This window comes from Colwellia sp. MB02u-10 (assembly GCF_014077185.1).
Lineage (GTDB): Bacteria > Pseudomonadota > Gammaproteobacteria > Enterobacterales > Alteromonadaceae > Cognaticolwellia.
In genome coordinates this window covers 41207-60699 of record NZ_JACGVK010000072.1, presented here as the reverse complement: position 1 = coordinate 60699, position 19493 = coordinate 41207, and the positions used below count along the sequence as shown (strand labels likewise).

The 19493-nt window shown below is 38.6% G+C and carries 18 protein-coding genes; 11 read left to right on the top strand and 7 right to left on the bottom strand.

Translation table 11 applies throughout. From position 1 onward, the window contains the following. Positions 1–3: 3 nt before the first annotated feature. From rplT to H4J59_RS02120, 7 genes are all read left to right on the top strand, one after another. Entirely contained in the window at positions 4–360 is a 357-nt protein-coding gene (gene rplT, locus H4J59_RS02150) for a 50S ribosomal protein L20 (RefSeq protein WP_182130971.1), read from the top strand. Between the two features lie 215 nt (positions 361–575). Beyond that, positions 576–1679, top strand: coding sequence for a phosphoribosylaminoimidazolesuccinocarboxamide synthase (locus H4J59_RS02145; protein WP_182236440.1), 1104 nt, complete (start codon positions 576–578; stop codon positions 1677–1679). A gap of 493 nt (positions 1680–2172) precedes the next feature. Continuing rightward, positions 2173–2511 carry a P-II family nitrogen regulator gene (glnK, locus tag H4J59_RS02140; protein ID WP_182236438.1) on the top strand — a complete coding sequence of 113 codons (339 nt, stop codon included), beginning with the start codon at positions 2173–2175 and terminating at the stop codon, positions 2509–2511. A 78-nt stretch (positions 2512–2589) separates the two neighbouring features. Continuing rightward, complete coding sequence (locus H4J59_RS02135) at positions 2590–3882, top strand: ammonium transporter (RefSeq protein ID WP_182236436.1); 1293 nt, start codon at positions 2590–2592, stop codon at positions 3880–3882. A 314-nt stretch (positions 3883–4196) separates the two neighbouring features. After that, positions 4197–5177, top strand: a complete 981-nt coding sequence (gene pheS, locus H4J59_RS02130) for a phenylalanine--tRNA ligase subunit alpha (RefSeq protein WP_182236434.1) — start codon at positions 4197–4199, stop codon at positions 5175–5177. A gap of 12 nt (positions 5178–5189) precedes the next feature. Then, positions 5190–7601: a phenylalanine--tRNA ligase subunit beta gene (gene pheT, locus H4J59_RS02125; RefSeq protein ID WP_182236432.1), complete on the top strand. Its 2412-nt coding sequence runs from the start codon at positions 5190–5192 to the stop codon at positions 7599–7601. A 3-nt stretch (positions 7602–7604) separates the two neighbouring features. Continuing rightward, a complete protein-coding gene (locus H4J59_RS02120; RefSeq protein ID WP_182136316.1) occupies positions 7605–7898 on the top strand; it encodes an integration host factor subunit alpha in 294 nt (97 codons plus the stop codon). A 108-nt stretch (positions 7899–8006) separates the two neighbouring features. Here H4J59_RS02120 and H4J59_RS02115 read toward each other — a convergent pair whose 3' ends face one another. Continuing rightward, positions 8007–8525: a DUF2937 family protein gene (locus H4J59_RS02115; protein WP_182236430.1), complete on the bottom strand. Its 519-nt coding sequence runs from the start codon at positions 8523–8525 to the stop codon at positions 8007–8009. Positions 8526–8709: 184 nt separating this feature from the next. Here H4J59_RS02115 and H4J59_RS02110 point away from each other — a divergent pair, with 184 nt between their 5' ends. The 4 genes from H4J59_RS02110 (at position 8710) to H4J59_RS02095 (ending at position 13091) form a co-directional block, all read left to right on the top strand. Beyond that, positions 8710–10497, top strand: a complete 1788-nt coding sequence (locus H4J59_RS02110) for an ABC transporter ATP-binding protein/permease (protein WP_182185191.1) — start codon at positions 8710–8712, stop codon at positions 10495–10497. Positions 10498–10610: 113 nt separating this feature from the next. After that, a complete protein-coding gene (locus H4J59_RS02105) occupies positions 10611–11159 on the top strand; it encodes a DUF1415 domain-containing protein (protein ID WP_182236428.1) in 549 nt (182 codons plus the stop codon). Between the two features lie 234 nt (positions 11160–11393). Then, positions 11394–12182, top strand: a complete 789-nt coding sequence (locus tag H4J59_RS02100) for a hypothetical protein (protein ID WP_182236426.1) — start codon at positions 11394–11396, stop codon at positions 12180–12182. Between the two features lie 57 nt (positions 12183–12239). Further along, complete coding sequence (locus tag H4J59_RS02095; RefSeq protein WP_259369354.1) at positions 12240–13091, top strand: glucosaminidase domain-containing protein; 852 nt, start codon at positions 12240–12242, stop codon at positions 13089–13091. A gap of 597 nt (positions 13092–13688) precedes the next feature. Here the strand turns inward: H4J59_RS02095 and uspE are convergent. The 6 genes from uspE to H4J59_RS02065 all read right to left on the bottom strand — a co-directional run bounded on the left by uspE (position 13689) and on the right by H4J59_RS02065 (position 19416). Then, positions 13689–14621 carry a universal stress protein UspE gene (gene uspE / locus H4J59_RS02090; protein ID WP_182136321.1) on the bottom strand — a complete coding sequence of 311 codons (933 nt, stop codon included), beginning with the start codon at positions 14619–14621 and terminating at the stop codon, positions 13689–13691. Positions 14622–14794: 173 nt separating this feature from the next. Continuing rightward, on the bottom strand, positions 14795–15514 hold the full coding sequence (fnr, locus tag H4J59_RS02085; RefSeq protein ID WP_182236424.1) for a fumarate/nitrate reduction transcriptional regulator Fnr: 720 nt from the start codon (positions 15512–15514) through the stop codon (positions 14795–14797). 80 nt (positions 15515–15594) lie between these two features. Continuing rightward, positions 15595–16257, bottom strand: coding sequence for a sulfite exporter TauE/SafE family protein (locus tag H4J59_RS02080; protein ID WP_182236422.1), 663 nt, complete (start codon positions 16255–16257; stop codon positions 15595–15597). A 3-nt stretch (positions 16258–16260) separates the two neighbouring features. After that, positions 16261–16506: a cbb3-type cytochrome oxidase assembly protein CcoS gene (gene ccoS, locus H4J59_RS02075; RefSeq protein WP_182236420.1), complete on the bottom strand. Its 246-nt coding sequence runs from the start codon at positions 16504–16506 to the stop codon at positions 16261–16263. Beyond that, complete coding sequence (locus tag H4J59_RS02070) at positions 16503–18902, bottom strand: heavy metal translocating P-type ATPase (RefSeq protein ID WP_182236418.1); 2400 nt, start codon at positions 18900–18902, stop codon at positions 16503–16505. The genes ccoS and H4J59_RS02070 overlap by 4 nt, the downstream gene beginning before the upstream one ends. A gap of 13 nt (positions 18903–18915) precedes the next feature. After that, positions 18916–19416, bottom strand: a complete 501-nt coding sequence (locus tag H4J59_RS02065) for a FixH family protein (protein ID WP_182236416.1) — start codon at positions 19414–19416, stop codon at positions 18916–18918. Between the last annotated feature and the right edge of the window lie 77 nt (positions 19417–19493).

Below are 19493 nucleotides of genomic sequence, written 5' to 3'. Positions count from 1 at the left end.
AAAATGGCAAGAGTAAAACGTGGTGTACAAGCACGTGCACGTCACAAGAAGGTTCTAAAGCAAGCTAAAGGTTACTACGGTGCTCGTAGTCGCGTATATCGTGTTGCTTACCAAGCTGTAACTAAAGCTGGTCAATACGCATACCGTGACCGTCGTCAACGTAAGCGTCAATTCCGTCAACTTTGGATTGCTCGTATTAACGCAGCAGCTCGTCAAAATGGTTTATCTTACAGCCGTTTCATTAATGGTCTTAAAAAGGCTTCTATTGAAATCGATCGTAAGATCCTAGCTGACATTGCAGTATACGACAAAGCAGCTTTCACATTCTTAGTTGAAAAAGCGCAAGCTTCTTTAGCATAGTTTGAGATAATAGCTCTGAGAAAAGGACGCCATAGGCGTCCTTTTCTTTTTTTAACTCTTAAAAAATTGACTAAAAAGTCAAGAAAGTTGAATCGTTAATTAAGCAAATTAAGCGAGTTAACTACAATATCAAACTAAGTAATAAACTCGCTCAATTGATATAAGTTTGTTTAATTAAAAGTTCATGTTCAATTATAGGAAGTAAAGGTCTTATTATGTGTCTTGCTGATCAAATTTTAGCGGTAAATAATGATTTACCTATTCGCACTGATGTTGCCGTTCATAGTGGTAAAGTTCGTTCTGTTTATTGGTTAACTGAAATCGACAGTCGTCGCTTAATTCAAGAAAAAAATTATGATGTTGCACATGATACCCCATTAGCGATTATGGTGATCAGTGATCGCATCTCAGCCTTTGATTGTATTTGGCACGGCGAAGGTGGTATGAAAGGCGTTCCTGGTAAAGGCGCAGCATTAAATGCCATTTCTAATCATTGGTTTAAGTTATTTAAAGAGCAAGGGCTAGCTGATAGCCACATTCTTGACATACCGCACCCGTTTGTTTGGATTGTGCAAAAAGCTAAACCTGTAATGATTGAAGCCATATGTCGACAATATATTACCGGTTCAATGTGGCGTTCGTATGCTAAAGGCGAGCGTGAATTCTGTGGTATAGCACTAACCGATGGCCTTGAAAAAGACAGTAAGTTGCCGCAATTGCTGCAAACACCATCAACTAAAGGTGTTTTACAAGGCATACCTGGTGTGCCTGCAGTAGATGATGTCAATATCACTCGACAAAATATTGAAGATAATTTCGCCGACTTTAACTTTAAGTCAGTAGGCGATATTGCTCTGTATGAAAAGTTATTAACCGAAGGTTTTGATGTTATTTCAGCCGCGTTAGCAAAACTTGATCAAATATTTGTCGATACCAAATTTGAGTTTGGCTATGTTAAAGACCGTAACGGCCATGACAAGCTTATTTATATGGATGAAGTAGGCACACCTGATTCATCACGTATTTGGGACGGCGAGCAGTATCGCGCCGGTAAAATTGTGGAAAACTCTAAAGAGGGCTTTCGTCAATTATTACTTAAGCACTTCCCAGACCCTGATATTCTTCTAAATAAAGACCGCATGACTGAACGTGAAGCACTTGCCCGTGACAATGAGTTACCCGCAGAGGTATTAATTGCAGTTTCAGCAACCTATATCGCGATTGCTGAAAAAATAACCAATAAAAAAATAGTGTTATCGACCAATCCTAAACAAGAAATTATCGATATTTTACGCGACGAATATCAACTAATTGACTAACGTTCGCTTTAGCTTTACATAGCCTCGCAATAGCGGGGCTTTTTTATGCTCAGGACGAGCGGTATGCTGCGATCACATTACTGTCCCTAGCCATCTTGGTAATAGCTCCGGTATTAGGCTAATCACTTAACTTTTTTTAAAAGCATAGCTTCATGGCATCTGCACATTGATGTGCAAAATAGCGATAATTAGTAGTTATATTTTTCGCCTTTGCCAATGTCAAGGTGAAAGCGTTCGTCTTTAAATCACATTTAATCGCCACCTATATTCAATTGTTCGTTTTTGATGCAAAGATAAGCGCTTGCACCAAAATTGCTCCTTTATCTTTCTTTATTGCACTGTTCTGGTGCGCTTTAATTTTAATTACCTTGCTTATATAGTCTAATCTTATGTATTTAAAGTATTTTTTATTTTGGGTACAAATGGTGCTTAGTGTTATTGAAATAATAAGATTCAAACTTAAATTGACCGTGAATGCACTAAAGGTGATCGAATGAAATTAGTAACAGCAATTATTAAACCCTTCAAAATGGATGATGTCCGCGAAGCGTTAAGTGAAATTGGCATCGAGGGTATGACAGTGACAGAAGTGAAGGGCTTTGGCCGTCAAAAAGGCCATACCGAACTTTATCGTGGCGCAGAGTATTCAGTCGACTTCCTCCCTAAAATAAAATTTGAAATTGCGGTTAAGGATGACTTTGTTGAACGGGTTGTTGACACTATTGTTAGCTCTGCTCAAACGGGAAAAATAGGAGACGGCAAAATATTTGTCACCAATATTGAGAATATTACCCGTATTCGTACCGGTGAAGTAGATGATGACGCTATTTAATCAAGCCTTATCGAGCAATAAAAATAAAATTGGCTGTTCAGTCTAAAGCCTAAAATGATTTAAATAGTGGATGTAAAAATGAATAAAATAATTATCGCACTTTTCGCTTTAACTTTTTCTCTACCAAGCTTTGCTGAAGAAGCAAGCCTTAATGGTGCCAATACTGCGTGGATATTAACAGCCACAGCACTGGTATTATTGATGACCTTACCGGGCCTAGCTTTGTTTTATGGCGGCCTAGTGCGTCGAAAAAATATTCTGTCAATTTTGATGCAATGTTTTGCCATTGCTGGCGTTTCATCCATTTTATGGTTTATTGTCGGTTACAGTTTAGCCTTTGGCGAAGGTAATGCATGGATTGGCGACTTTAGTAAAGTGCTGATGGTTGGCATGACCAAAGAAACCCTGGCAGGGGATATTCCTGAAAGCCTATTTATGCTGTTTCAAATGACCTTTGCGGTGATTACTCCAGCGCTAATTATTGGTGCTTACGCTGAAAGAATGAAGTTTTCTGCGGTATTGCTGTTTTCAGGGTTATGGTTGTTAGTGGTTTATGCACCGGTTACTCATTGGGTTTGGGGTGGTGGCTGGCTTGCACAAATGGGCGTTTACGATTTTGCCGGTGGTATTGTTGTTCATATTACTGCTGGTGTTGCCGCACTTGTAGCGGCGTTAGTGTTAGGTCCTCGTCACGGTTTCCCAAAAACGCCGATGTTGCCGCATAACCTAACAATGACAGTGACAGGCGCTGGTATGTTGTGGGTGGGTTGGTTTGGTTTTAATGGTGGTAGTGCTCTAGCGGCGAATGGTGATGCTGCAATGGCCATGTTAGTCACGCATTTGTCTGCTTCAGCAGGGGCACTTACTTGGGCTGCTATCGAATGGAAAAAGTTTGGTAAAGCCAGTGTACTTGGCGCCGTAACCGGTATGGTTGCAGGCTTAGGTACGATTACACCCGCATCAGGTTTTGTTGGACCAGGCGGAGCGTTAATTATTGGTGTTTCAGCGGGTGTTGTTTGCTTTTATTCTACGGTTTACATTAAACATAAACTGAAAATTGATGACTCATTAGATGTCTTTCCTGTGCATGGTATTGGCGGTATTTTAGGTACGTTACTTGCCGGTATTTTTGCCTCAACTGAGCTAGGAGCCTTTAGTGGTTTTGGTTACGCTGAAGGTATTAGTACCATGATAGGACAGGTAACCGTGCAGCTGATTGGTATTGGTGCGACTATTATTTATACCGCGATTGTCTCTTACCTATTATTTAAACTAGTGGCGTTAATGACCAAGGGATTACGTGTGTCGAAAGAGCAAGAAATCACCGGGTTAGATATAACTGAGCATGACGAAGTGGGTTATAACCTTTAAGCACTAACTATTTAATCTGTCATAGGAAAAGGCTGTAACAAGCCTTTTCCTAATATCTCCACCTTGTTTATCTTTAATTCCAAACGCCATTATGGTTAAAATCAGTTACTTTTATAAAAGTAAAAGTTAAATAGCACTTTTTTTCTTGAAAAACGTAGATTTACCCTACTTTATCGATGATTTTTTGTGTAAAATTATCCATCATTTTATTAATCGAAAAAGTCTAGCTAAAGGCCAATATTAGGCCGATGTTAATGCCCGATATTTTTGCATTTAAAAACTATCGGTGCTTTAAAAACGCTTTAGAGGAACTCATGAATTTAGACGATATTATATTGCAGGCAGAACAAGCCATTGCTGCGGCGACTGATCCTGTAGAACTTGACCAAGTTCGCGTTAACTTCTTAGGAAAGAAAGGTTTGTTCACTGAACAAATGAAAGGCCTAAGTAAGTTGTCAAAAGAAGAGAAGCCCAAAGCGGGTCAAGTGATTAACATCGCTAAACAGCAAGTGCAAAAGTTGTTAACTGAACGTGGTGAATTACTACGTGCAGAAGTTATTAAGCAACAACTTGCTGCGGAATCTATTGACGTAACATTGCCAGGTCGTGGTGATGAGTTAGGCGGTTTACACCCAGTTACTCGCACAATCGAACGTATTGAGAGTTTCTTTGGTGATTTAGGCTTTTCAGTAAAGCAAGGACCAGAAGTTGAAGACGACTTTCATAACTTCGATGCCTTAAATATTCCAGAGCATCATCCTGCTCGCCAAGACCACGATACTTTCTATTTTAACCCTAAGTTAGTCTTGCGTACTCAGACCTCTGGCGTGCAAATTCGCACCATGGAAAAAGAACAACCGCCATTGCGAATTATCTCACCCGGTAAAGTTTATCGTAATGATTATGACCAAACCCATACACCTATGTTTCATCAAGTAGAAGGGTTAATGGTTGATAAAGATGTCAGTTTTACGCATTTAAAAGGTGTTTTACATGACTTTTTACATCACTTTTTTGAAGAAGAAGTAGAAATTCGCTTTCGCCCGTCATATTTTCCTTTTACTGAGCCTTCTGCAGAAGTAGATATCATGGGTAAAAATGGCAAATGGCTAGAAGTATTAGGCTGTGGCATGGTGCATCCAAATGTACTGCGCAGTGTTGGCATTGATCCTGAAGTTTATACCGGTTTTGCCTTTGGTATGGGGGTTGAACGTTTAACCATGTTACGTTACGGCGTAAATGACTTACGTTCATTCTTTGAAAATGATCTTCGCTTCTTAAAACAGTTCAAGTAGGAAAGCCATATAATGAAATTTAGTGAATCTTGGTTACGTGAGTGGGTAAATCCTGCTATATCTTCAGATGAATTAGCACATCAAATTACCATGGCTGGCCTTGAAGTTGACGCCGTAGAGGCTGTTGCAGGTGAGTTTAGTGGTGTGTTAATTGGTGAAGTGGTTGAATGTGGCCCGCATCCTGATGCTGATAAACTGCAAGTAACAAAAATTAATTTAGGGCCTGATTACAATAATGGCGAGCTCGCTGATATTGTTTGTGGTGCCAAAAACTGTCGTTTAGGCTTAAAAGTTGCCGTTGCCACCGTTGGTGCTGTTTTACCGGGTAACTTTAAAATTAAAAAAGCAAAACTGCGTGGCGTAGCATCAAATGGTATGTTGTGTAGTGAGTCAGAAATAGGTTTATCTGAAAGTGCTGACGGCATTATGGAGCTAGCAAGTGATGCACCGATTGGTATGTGCGTGCGCGAATACCTTGATCTTAACGATGTAAGCATAGATGTTGACCTAACCGCGAACCGTGGTGATTGTCTTGGCTTAAAAGGTCTTGCACGCGAAGTAGGCGTATTAAATAGCTTAAGCGTTACTGAGCCAAACATTACAGCCGTTAAGTCAACCATTGACGATAGCGTTGCAATTACCTTATCAGCTGAAAAAGCTTGTCCGCGCTATTTAGGGCGAGTTATTAAAAATATTAACATTAAGGCCCAAACGCCTTTATGGATGGTGGAAAAGCTTCGTCGTTGTGGCACACGTGCAATTGACCCTGTGGTTGACGTAACTAACTACGTTTTACTAGAGCAAGGCCATCCGATGCATGCTTTTGACTTATCAGCCATCGAGGGTGGTATAGACGTACGTTACGCCAATGAAGGCGAGAAGTTAACCCTATTAGATGGTAATGAAGTTAGCCTATCACCACAAACACTCGTCATTGCAGACCAAGAAAAAGCACTCGCTATGGCGGGTATTTTTGGTGGTTTAGCTTCAGGTGTTACGAGTGAATCAACAGACATTTTTCTAGAAAGTGCCTTCTTTGCCCCTTTAGCTATTTTAGGTAAAGCCCGTCAATATGGTTTACATACTGACGCGTCACATCGTTATGAACGTGGTATTGACCCTGAACTACAGCGCGATGCTATGGAACGTGCGACTAAGCTTTTACTTGATATTGTTGGTGGTGAAGCAGGGCCAATCGTTGAAGCGGCATCTAAAGAACATATTCCTGCCGAGCGAACAGTCATACTTCGTCGGACAAAACTTGATAGTCGTATTGGTCATCACATTGATGATACCAAGGTTAGCGAAATATTAACGCGCCTAGGCTTTACTGTCGCAGAAAAAGGTACAGAGCAAGATAAAGTTTGGACGGTTGTTGTACCGGCATATCGTTTTGATATCAGCATTGAAGTTGACTTAATTGAAGAAGTAGCCCGCATTTTTGGTTACAACAATATTCCCAATGTTTTGCCAAAAGCAACCTTAGCAATGCGCGAGCAAAAAGAAGCCAAGCTACCTTTAAGCAAACTACGTCATGTTTTAGTTAACCGTGGCTACCAAGAAGCGATTACTTATAGTTTTGTTGATCCAAAAGTACAAGCGCAGCTTCATCCTGGTCAGGCTACTATGATATTACCACATCCTATTTCATCTGAAATGTCAGAAATGCGGGTGAGTTTATGGACAGGATTATTGCAATCAGTTGTCTATAATCAAAATCGTCAACAGAACCGCGTGCGTTTATTTGAAACAGGTTTACGTTTCATTCCGGATGAAAGTGTTGAAAATGGTGTACGCCAAGAAAATATGATTGCCGGTGTACTGAGTGGTCAACGCAGCGAAGAACATTGGGATATTGAAAAAGCAGCAACAGATTTTTATGATATTAAATCTGACGTTGAAGCCTTGCTTGGTTTAACGAGCGACGAAAGTGCATTTGTATTTTCAAAGGCTGAAGTAGACGCTTTACACCCAGGACAAACTGCCGCTATTCACAAGAATGGTGTGCTGGTTGGATATGTAGGAGCCTTACATCCTGAATTAGAACGAAAATTAGGCCTTAATGGTCGGACATTAGTTTTTGAACTTTTATTGTCTGAAATTTGTACACAGAATATACCGCAATCGCGCGACATATCTCGCTTTCCGGCCAATAGACGTGATATTTCTGTAGTGATTGAAGAGCAAGTTAGTGCAAATAAAGTACTACAACTTATTGAAAAGGTTGGCGGAAATTATTTAGTTGATCTAAACTTGTTCGATGTATACCGAGGTAATGGTATTGACTCTGGTTTTAAGAGCTTAGCAATAGCAATGATATTGCAAGACAATAATAAAACCTTAGAAGAAAAGGATATCACTGACGTGGTTAACCGTGTGGTTGACACCTTGAAAACTGAACTAAATGCATCTCTGAGGGATTGAATAATGGCGCTAACAAAAGCAGAAGTAGCAGAACATTTATTTGAAAAAGTTGGGCTGAGTAAGCGCGACGCAAAAGATATGGTTGAAGTGTTTTTCGAAGAAGTTCGTGAAACACTCGAAGCAGGCGAGCAAGTCAAATTGTCTGGTTTTGGGAACTTTGACCTTAGAGTGAAAAGTGAACGTCCTGGACGTAACCCTAAAACGGGTGAAGATATTCCAATTTTAGCACGTAAAGTGGTGACGTTCCGCCCAGGTCAAAAACTTAAAAGTCGTGTTGAAAACGGTAACGGCGAATAAGTTAGCAAGTCAGCTTTGCATTAGCATCGTATAAAAAATCGTATAAAAAAGGTTGCCTCGGCAACCTTTTTTATTGTGAAAAAAATAGCGCTTCTTTTAAATATGGCTTCAAATAATCGTAGTTTTCTTGCTTTTAAAAGTACGTTTAATAGTGAGTAGCATTAACTCTTTCAATAATAATGCACCAATTGCCAGCGATGCACCAGTAGCAATAGCATTTAACTCAAGTGGAATAGCCATGGAAAAATGCTCAGCAGTACCACGAGCAATTTCTTGATCTAAATGCCAAATGAATTGATAAACGCTATGGAGATAATCTGCTTGGGTAATTTGCGTTAAATGACTGTCTAGGTATTCAACACGAACAGACAAACGCTCAATTAGCTCACCTGTGCTGATAATAGATGCTTCAGTATTGTCTTTGTAACGTGTAATCATGGTGATTAGACTGCCATCAAAGTGTTGCTGAGCGATGTTCTCAAATTGGCTTAATTGCGAGCTAGCTTCAGTTAATTGGCCAGCGAGTCGCTGTTGATATTGCTGCATAAACTCAGGCAGTTGCACGCCTAATATAAAAGTAAGCGTGAAAAAACAACGATCAATAACATTGTTAATTAAGGCAAACATAATGGCTAGTTACCTTGTTAGTAGAATAGCCTCACGTTAGCACAACTTCTGACAAAGTTCATCGGCAATATAATGTTAATTCAAAAGTCAGGTTTTTCAGATATTCATACAGAATCGATGTTAATATACTGACCATCAAAACAGTTGCTTTTGACTGAAATTCAATTGGAAATTACTAGCGATTATGCGCAGATCCTCTCATCAACCCGATCATGAAGTCACCACCTTTAATTGGCGTGTTGTTAAACTTTTACTGCCTTATTTATTTGAATTTAAAGCACGTATCTTTTTAGCCTTAGCCTGCTTAGTGCTAACAAAAGTTGCCAGTGTTTATTTACCTTTTATTCTTAAAGATATTGTTGATATTTTAGATAACCAAGAAGAAAACCGAGTTTATTTAGTCCCCTTTGCACTAGTCGGTGCTTATGGCTTGGTCAGACTAACCACGGTTATATTTGCAGAAATTCGCGATACTTTATTCGGCAGAGTAACTGAACGGGCGATCCGCAGAATTGGCTTAAAGGTTTTTCAGCACCTACATAAGCTAGATTTAGACTTTCATTTAAATCGCCAAACCGGTGGGTTATCGCGTGATATTGACCGTGGTACCTCGGGTATTAATTTTTTAATGCGCTTTATGGTTTTTAACATTATCCCCACCTTAATTGAAATTATCATGGTAGTGGGTATTTTGTTCTTCAATTATGGCATTTGGTTTGCGCTAATTACCCTATCTTCTATTGTGTTCTATGTGGTGTATTCTGTTTATGCGACAGATTGGCGCACACGTTTTATACGCGAAGCCAACAAGGCAGACTCATCAAGTAACACCCGTGCTATCGACAGTTTACTTAATTATGAAACGGTAAAATACTTTACCAATGAAGATTTTGAAGCAAAAGCATACGACAGCCAATTAGCGACTTGGGAACAGGCGAAAATGAAGAATCGCTTATCTTTATTTGCCTTAAACGGTGGCCAAGCCCTTATTATCTCTTTTTCGATGACCGCTATGTTGGCATTAGCAGCATACGAAGTTACTTATGGAAAAATGACCTTAGGTGATTTTGTGCTGATTAACGCTTTCATGATGCAGCTTTTTATCCCGCTAAACTTTCTAGGTTTTGTTTATCGCGAAATTAGAGGCTCATTGGCCAACATTGAGCATATGTTTGACTTGATGCTAAAGAAACCCAAAGTAGAAGACAATGACGATGCGGACACTTTGGCCCTATCTGATGCAGAAATTAAATTTACAGATGTATCGTTTGCCTATGATATAAAGCGACCCATCATCAAAAATATATCATTTACTATCAAGTCAGGACAAAAAGTGGCGGTAGTTGGTGAAAGTGGCTCAGGCAAATCTACCTTAGTTAAGTTACTGTTTAGGTTTTACGATTGTGACAGTGGTAAAATAACCATTGATGGGCAAAATATACGTCAAGTAACTCAGCACTCGCTGAGAAAAAATATTGGTATTGTGCCGCAAGATACCGTGTTATTTAACGATACACTTTTTGCCAATGTTAATTATGGTGCACCTGAAGCCAATGAAGAAATGGTTAATAAGGCTTTTAAGCTAGCACATTTATCTGACTTTGTTAGCAGATTACCCGATGGCGCAAAATCTATGGTAGGAGAGCGCGGCTTAAAACTCTCAGGCGGTGAAAAACAACGTGTTGCTATTGCCCGTACTATCTTGAAAAACCCTCGTATTTTGGTGTTTGACGAAGCAACTTCCTCACTTGATAGTCAATCAGAACAAGCAATACTCAGCGCCATTAAAGAAGTTGCCGAACATAGAACTAGTTTGGTGATCGCCCATCGACTATCCACGATAGTGGACGCGGATAATATTATTGTTATGCAACAAGGTGAGATTGTTGAGCAGGGTACACATCAAGGTTTATTGGTTAAAAAAGGCTATTACCACAAAATGTGGCAACTGCAACAAAGTGATAACAGCTAATAACCTAGCGGTTGCTGAGCACCAGTAATAGCAGGTTAGTAAGTCAATACCAGTAGCCAATACCAGTAAGCCAACACCCATATGTAAATAAGTAGAATATTGAGTAAGTTGTTATGAGCACAAGAGATGAAGTTGACCAAACCAAACAATGGCTAGAGCAAGTAATTATTGGGCTCAATTTTTGTCCATTCGCAAAAAAAGAGTTTGTTAATCAAACTATTCATTATTTTACTAGCGATAAAGAACAGCTAAAGTCAGCGCTAGTTGAATTTTTATCGCAATGTCACTACTTACATAACAATCCTGAAATAGAAACGAGTTTATTAATCTATAATCAAGGTTTTAGAGACTTTAATCGCTTTTTAGACTTGGTTGATTATGCCAATGACATTATTGTTGATTATAGTTTTGAAGGCATATTCCAAGTGGCTACCTTTCACCCTGAATATTGCTTTGCTGAGGCTGATTATGACGATGCGGGCAATTTTACCAATCGTTCTCCCTATCCTACCTTACATTTAATTCGTGAACACAGCATGGCAAAAGTACTTAGTGTCTATAAAAATCCTGAGACCATCCCAGATAATAATATCGCTGTAGCCAAGAAGAAAGGCGCTTACTATTTTAAAACCTTGTTGATGAATATTAAAAACAATTATTAGCCTTTTATAACGTTAAGCTCTGTTATCAGTATGTCAGTTTAATCTATCATTACCTCCTGTAAATTGGTATTTATGCCGTGAAGTTAACTGGCTTACCCTATAACCTTGGTAAACTGACTAGGCTGAATGTTAATAACTTTTCTCTGCTTATTCACAGGCAGTGGTTAATTACGATATACTGGTGGCAATTAAGAAAAGCGTCAGTGATACGCTTACTCATTAGGTAATATTTTTGTGGAAAAACTTCCTGTTGAAAACGTTGGTGGTAGTGTCGAAGAGGCTGTAAAAGGTGAATATCACCTTGATGTAGCAACTATATTGAAAGAAGGCTGGCAAATAACCTTAAAATCGCGCATGGCGATTAATTTAGGGCTGTTTACTTGTTTGATGATTGGCATGTTGGTTTCATTGTTAGTGAGCAGTCAGTTGGGTGGTATTGAAGTGGCCATTCAAGATCAAAGATCAGCCACTCTACTTAATATTATCGTCACTTTAGTGGTTTATCCTTTTATCGTTGGTGTTGAAATGATGGGTATTTTCCATTCAGTTGGCTTAAAAACCCGAGCAAAATTGGTTTTTGGTTTTTTAAAGCGAGGCAGCTGGGTTGCTGTTAGTGCCTTATTAACCTCAACCTTGGTTACCATAGGTTTAACATTATTTTACTTGCCTGGTATATTTTTGGCGGTAGCCTTGTCACTCGCATTGCCTTTGGTGGTAGAAAAAAAAATGTCGCCTATAAAAGCCATTTCAATAAGCATTCAAGCTACCCGTTTTCAATGGTTTAAAATTTTCGCCATTTATCTGATACTGGCTTTAGCTGTACTGATATCAGCTTTACCTGTTGTAATGGCGGGTGAATCTGAACTTAGCTTTATCGCTATCGCATTTTTCTTATTTTGTTTAGCTTATATAGTGCCGTTGTTTTATAACGTAAAGGGAATTTTATACCGAGAAATATTTGGTTTACAGATGGAAATAGCCGCTGATCAAACCAAGACAATAAATGACACTTTTTCAGCCTGATTTACCGTATTTTTTCAATATATGAGATTAAAGATCATTGTATAAGGAGCTATTAGCTTGACGATATTTAATAAGCAAAACTTTTTAGGGTTTATTTTTTTAGTTTTGCTGAGTGTGGGGTTAATCGCACCATTTACCTTCTTACCTTTGCCTCAAAGTACACCGACTGAAGAGCCGGTGCCGGTAATACCGAAAACGGTTAAGAAGGTCATTAAAGTAGTTGAGCAACCGTTACACAAAGTCATTTTACCAGACTTCGCTAAAATTCGTGATGTAAAAGAGAAAAAACGTCGTTTTTTTGCTTTTATTAAACCCGCAGTACAGGCTGAAAATAAAAAAATACTGATTTTGCGTGCTGAAGTGGCACGCTTAATTGCACAGTTAACCTTAGAACAGCCCTTTAGTGCGGAAGAATACACTTTAGTAAGCAGTTTGAGCAAAAAATATAAAGTCAGTGAAAAGTTTTCTCTATTACGACAATTATATGAATTACAGCTTAAAATTGACATTATTCCACTAGCCCTTGTTTTAGTGCAAGCGGCCAATGAATCTGCTTGGGGAACCTCTCGCTTTGCTCGAATAGGTTTAAACTTTTTTGGCGTCTGGTGTTATAGGAAAGGTTGCGGCATGGTGCCAGGTAGTCGTAATACCGGTGCTAAGCATGAAGTCGCCGCTTATAGCTCTATTAGTTTAGGTATCGCACGTTATTTGCACAATATTAATACTAACGGTGCTTATACGGTATTTAGATCGATTAGAGGCCAATTACGCGATCAAAACCAGCCGCTAGCACCAGAAATTCTTGCAACAGGATTAATGCGTTATTCTGAGCGTGGCATAGATTATGTTTTGGAATTAACTGACATGATCCGCCATAATCAACATTACTTCGCGCTATATAATAAATAAGCGATAATAAATAAGCGCTATCCAAATGTGCTATTCCTAATTTATGTATAAAAATGGATTTATAAATAAAATCAAATGTTAGGCCAGTTAAAAATTTGCGCTTGAATTGCTTTGAAAAAGTAGTGTTTCCTCAGTTTTTTATCAGTAAAAATAATAACCTCTAAATTAACTATTCTCTTATTATAATGCTATCACAGGTAACTGTTTGGCATTATTTACTTTGGGGACATTATCGTCAAATATTTTAGCTAAAGGCCGTTAAAACTTCAGTCATAGTGCGCTTTTGCTTGAAGAAAAGGTCGATTTTGCATCAGATTTCTTTATAAACCCCTAATACCAATCTCACTAATTATTTGGTTATTTTTACTGGTTAAAATAACCAACTACTGCGTTATTTATTTAATAATTAGAACAACTAGTTATTAAATAAATGCCTTATATTTGGCCATTTTTCCTGCGTATAGAGTAGACCACCTAATTAATGAAATTGGTATAATAGATATCAAGGCATAAGCTAGTTTAAGTCATTAAACAAGAAAAGTTGAACTAGGCGTTTAATGACCCAATTCAACTTTATGTGAGTGATGTTAGCGGTTATTAATCAACATCAAGTGGTGAAATGTAACCATCGGGTTTTAATGCTAATACATCACAATTAAGCCTATCAATAACATGCTCTGCGGTATTACCAATTAGCGCTGCCGATAAACCGGTACGGCCAATAGTACCAAGAATGACTAATTCCGCATCTAATTCAGCGGCTATGCTTTGAATGATATCTTCCGGTAAACCCTCTTTAATATGGGTGTTTTCTGGCGCAATATTAAAGGCAGTTGCATGTGCTAACATCGCTTTTTGATGATGTTTTAACATCGAGCGATTATAATCACTGGCATTAAACTCTGGGATTTCTATGGCAATATTAACTGGCGTACCCGGGAATGAGTTAACTAGGTGTAAATTAGCTTTCATGACTTGGGTTAGCTGTTTAGCTTCTGCTGTGATTTTGTTATTAAGCGCTTTATGTTCTTCCTCTTCACTACCAATGTTTAACGCGGCAAGAATATTACCGTTATCAGGCCATAAATGCTCTTTCACGAGTAAAACAGGGCAAGGACATTTACGCAGAATATGCCAATCGGTAGGAGTAAATATGACAGATTTGAATTTGTCGTGTTGATGAGTACCTTTAATAACAATGTCATAGCCATTATCGAGTACTTGAGCAATAATTTGCTCAAAGGGACGGTTATGCCATATAACTCGACAATCGATAGAAATTCCGCTTAAATCAAGGTCAGCGAGTAAAGACTCTAGCCATTGAGTGCGATCATTAATAACTGATTGGCGCATGGCTTCACGCTCATCACTTGACAGCATGGTGGTCATTTCATAAGAAAAATCATAGATGGTCAAAAATGCGGTAATGCTAGCGCCTGTTTTACGCGCTAATTCTATCGCCCGGTTTACCGCTTTTTGTTCTTCTGTTGTTGGGTCAACAATCGCGAGTATTTTTTGATACTTTTCCATAGCTAATTCCTTTATCAATTGTCTACTAGTGTTATAACAATAGTCTACTTTGAAGCAATAATAGTTGTCTTAAATCAAATTATTATGCTGTCGACGATAAATAATATTTCACGCTAACCATAGCGTGAAATACCTTAATAAGGCAATGTAGAAAAGCAGGTGTTAGCGTTACATTAAAGTGCGGCACATTCGTTTAATTTGTCGAAACTTAGAATAGTAATGAGTTTACCATCAACGGCAATTAAACCATTTTTATGAAAACGGTTAAGCAAACGGCTGATGGTCTCAACCGTTAAACCAATATAGTTACCAATATCACTGCGAGTCATAGATAAACGAAACTCAGATGGAGATAAACCACGGGCATGGTAACGAATACTTAAGGTACTGATAAATGTTGCTAGTCGTTGCTCGGCATTTTTACGATTAAGTAATGTTAGCATCTCTTGATCTTCACGGATCTCAGTACTCATCATACGCAAAATTTGTTTTTTTAATTTTGGCATGCTGTTCGATAAATTATCGAGCGTATTATAAGGGATCTCACAAACCATTGAGGTTTCTAGCGCTTTAGCGAAACTTGGATGTTCAGCATTAGCAATAGCATCAAAGCCAAGTAAATCACCCGCTAAATGAAAGCCAGTAATCTGTTCTTCACCGTGTTTATTAATGGTGTAGGTTTTAAATGTACCCGAACGGATGGCGTAAAGCGCATGCATGGGTTGACCATCGTTAAATATTTGCTCGCCTTTATGGATCGGCAGCTTACGGTCGATAATATTGTCTAAAGATTCTAACTCTTTATCATTGAGGGAAAAGGGTAAACATAATTCACTAAGACTACAGTTTTGGCAGTGAATATGTTGATGAATAGTGCATGATTTATAATTCATAATATCCTTTAAAATTTTTCATGATGTACCCATGAATTTTTCCATGATTTTATATATATATAATGTCCATATCAGGTACGTTATATATATGAAATTAGTATAGTATAGATGCCGTATGAAATCACTAAGCTGGCTGCCATCTTTCTAAATAGTGTATGACTCAATAATGATTTAATACTTATAGTACCTAGTGATACTGAAAGTAAAGCAGGTAAGGTGCCTAGTCCAAAGAAAAACATGATTAAGGCACCATCAAGGGGATCGGCACTAGCCAATGCCCAAGTTAGTGTAGAATATACCAAGCCACAAGGTAACCAGCCCCAGAGTGCGCCTAAAGCGAAAGCACTTTTTACGTTTTTAATGGGAATAAATTTTTTAGTTTGTGGTGCTATGTAGCGCCAAATATTCTTGCCTAAATGTTCAACGCGGCTTAACCACATAAACCACTGGCCTAAATACAAACCTAATAAGATAAGAAAAACACCCGCAACAGTTTTTAACAGTGAAACAGGTACGCCGATATTTTTGGTCGCCATTGAACTGGTGAATGCGACGAGAGCGCCAATAAGACTATAAGAGGCGATACGACCAAAGTTATAGGCCAATATAATTGCGTATTTTTTATGCCGAGAGGTATCAGAAATCGCCGTCGTCAGCATGGTGCTGATGCCACCACACATGACTATACAATGGCCTGAGCCTAATAATCCGATGATAAATGCGGAGAAAAAATCAAGGCTCATAGACTATTTTTTTACCTGTGCGTCTGCTTGCTCTTGTGAGGTGTTTTTTTTGTCTATCTGTTTTTTTATTGGCGTAGCATTATTGCTTTGATGAATGCTTTTTTTATCATTATCATCTTCAAATAAAATGCTCATGCCTTGCTTTTCTAAATCATCAAATTGCTCAGTTTTTACCGCCCAAAAAAAGAGATAAATACCAATAGCGGTAAGTAAAATAGCAATAGGAATTAATACGTATATCACACTCATTTTTTTAATAACCTTAAAGAATTACTTACCACTAATATTGAACTGGCCGACATACCAATGACTGCCATATATGGCGCTATATAGCCCATAACCGCTAATGGCAATACAATGGCATTATAACTAAAAGCCCAAAGGTAATTTTGCTTTATAATTCGCGCAGTACTTAAGGATACCTGTCGCAGTGTTTGCACACCTTTGAGTTTATTGTTCAGTAATATCACATCCGCACCGCTTTTAGCAATATCAGTACCACTGCCCATGGCAATGGACAAATGCGCCGCGCCCAATACTGGAGTATCGTTTACGCCATCACCTATCATAGCTACAGCATGTGAGGCTTGCTGTAGTTTAATAGCATTGACTTTGTCTTGTGCAGTTAAATCTGCTTGTACGCTATTAAGTTGCAGCTTTGCTTGTAATTTATTACAGCCTTGTCGGTGATCACCCGATAACATAACAGTTTTAATGTTTTCATGATGTAAAAAATCAATTAATGCTTTAGCATCTTCACGCAGGCCATCATGTAAATAAAATTCAGCAACTAACTTATCATCTTGCATTAATACGCACTGCGCACTGTGCGCACTGTTGTCATTATGACTGAGTAGCCATGAGTTTTTACCAATTCTGTAATGCTGGTTATTAACCTCACCAGAAATACCGGCACCTGGCGCAACCACCACTTGAGTTGTTGTTTGGCTAAAATCACGAAACGGGCTAAAGGCTTTTGCTAGGGGGTGAGCAGAGTGTGCTTCTAAGGCCGCCGCAATAGCTAACACTTGTTGTTGCCCATCCGGAGCGTTTTTATCTGCAAATGCGCCATAAGTTTTGACTTCTGTAATGGTAAATTCACCCGTCGTTAAAGTGCCAGTTTTATCAAAAGCCATCACCTCAATTTCAGGCATAGTTTCTAGTACATGTGCTGATTTAATCATGATCCCTTCACGGTTAAGGCGAGTAGTTGCACAAGTTAATGCCGTAGGTGTTGCTAATGACAAAGCACAGGGACAAGTTACCACTAAAACAGATAAGGTGATCCAAAACGCTTCTGCTGGTTGATGTTGAGACCAATATATTGCGGTAACAATGGCAACAACTAGGATAAGAGCAACAAAATATTGGGCAATTTTATCTGACAATTGCGCCAATTTAGGTTTATGGCTTTGGGCACTCTCACTTAAGCGAATTAATTGGCTTAAAAATGATTCTTGGTTACTGTGGTTAACTTTTGCTGTTAAATTACCATCACCATTTATAGTACCGGCATAAAGATTATCTAGTGTTGTTTTATGCAATGGCAGTTGCTCACCAGAGAGCATGGCTTCATTGATTTGGCTAGTACCCGTTATTATTTCGCAATCTGCGGGTATGGTTTCACCGGGTTTTATTAAAATAATATCATCCGCTTTTAAATGTGCTGCTGAGATAAAACGTTCAATGCCCTTTTCAATTTTAGTGGCGGTCATCGGCATTAATTTTAATAAATTTGCCGAAATGTCAGCAGCGCGGCTGCGGGCCCTAAATTCTAGAAACTTACCAATCAGTAATAAGAAGGTAAACATGGACACTGACTCGAAATACACTTCACCTTGTTGAGTAAATGTTGCCCAAACGCTAGCAAGAAAAGCCAAGCTAATCGCAATAGAGACAGGTACATCCATTGAAAGTTGTCGCGCTTTCAAAGCAAAAAAAGCACTTTTATAAAACGGGAAGGCGCCATAGCTAACAATGGGTAGGGTTAAGAAAAGGCTAGCCCAGCGCAAATACTGTACATTGTACTCAGCCATATCGGCAAAAGCACCAAAGTATAAACCAAACGCGATCATCATTACTTGCATCATTAAAATGCCTGAAATACCTAAGCGTTTAATAAAGTTTTTTGCTTGTTTTTTATTGGCCTTTTCAGCTGTACTGGCTTTAAAGGGGAGGGCGTGATAGCCAATTTTATCAATTAAACTCAGTATCTCACTGAGTTTAATTTGGTTTTCTTGCCATTGGACTGTTGCTCTTTGTGTTGTGGCGTTAACATTAATTTTATTAATGCCATCGATTTTTCTGATTTGCATTTCTATTAACCAAGCACATGCTGAGCAACTTATACCTTCAATGGTTAATATAGTTTCTTTAAAGCCATCATGATAATAAGCAAACTCGTTTTGTAAGCTTTCATCATCAAGAATTTTATTGCGTTGCAGTTGTTCAGGTATTAATACTTCGCCTTTTTGCGCTGGCGCACTGCGAAAACGGTAATAGTCAGTTAAATTGTTGTCGACAATAGTTTGTGCTACCGCTTGGCAACCTATGCAGCACATAGGTTGGTTAATATTTTCAATACTCGTGGTTAAATTAATGCCATTGGGTACGGTCTCACCGCAATGAAAACAGTCTAGGTTCATTAAGCTTGGCTCATTAATTTGCTTGGGCTGTGTCCGGTGATATCGCAATAAAATCGGATTGAGGTAGGGTGATCACGGCTTGAATTTTCCAGTGATTTTCAAACGGAGTGATGGTTACCTGCCATTTACCGGACACATTTTTATCAGCTTCAAAAATGTGGGTAAAGTTACCGTTGCCGTCAGGTGTTAATACTAAAGAGAAATCTCTATCCGCTAGGGTTGGGTGATAGAAATTGACATTGAGTAAAGGAAATTCTTTTTCTATACCTGTTGGGCGAATAATGAGCTGATCGTCAACAAGTTTTAAACCAAAGTCCATCCCAAGCTTTTGCGCTTGTTTAATTTTACCCAATTCAAGGTTAATCGCTTTACCTTTTTTATAATAATCTCCAACGACCAAAGTGTCAGGATTAGTATTGGCAATAATGAACGTGGCAATGCCGGCAACTACCACGGTAAAAGGCAATATAAATACAAACCATGCCCAAGGTTCTCGGTACCAAGATGTTTTCATGAAAGTTTCTTCTTTGCTGAGAGAGTGAATATTATACGACTATTTGTAAGTGGTAACTATTAAAAAAGCGCTAATCT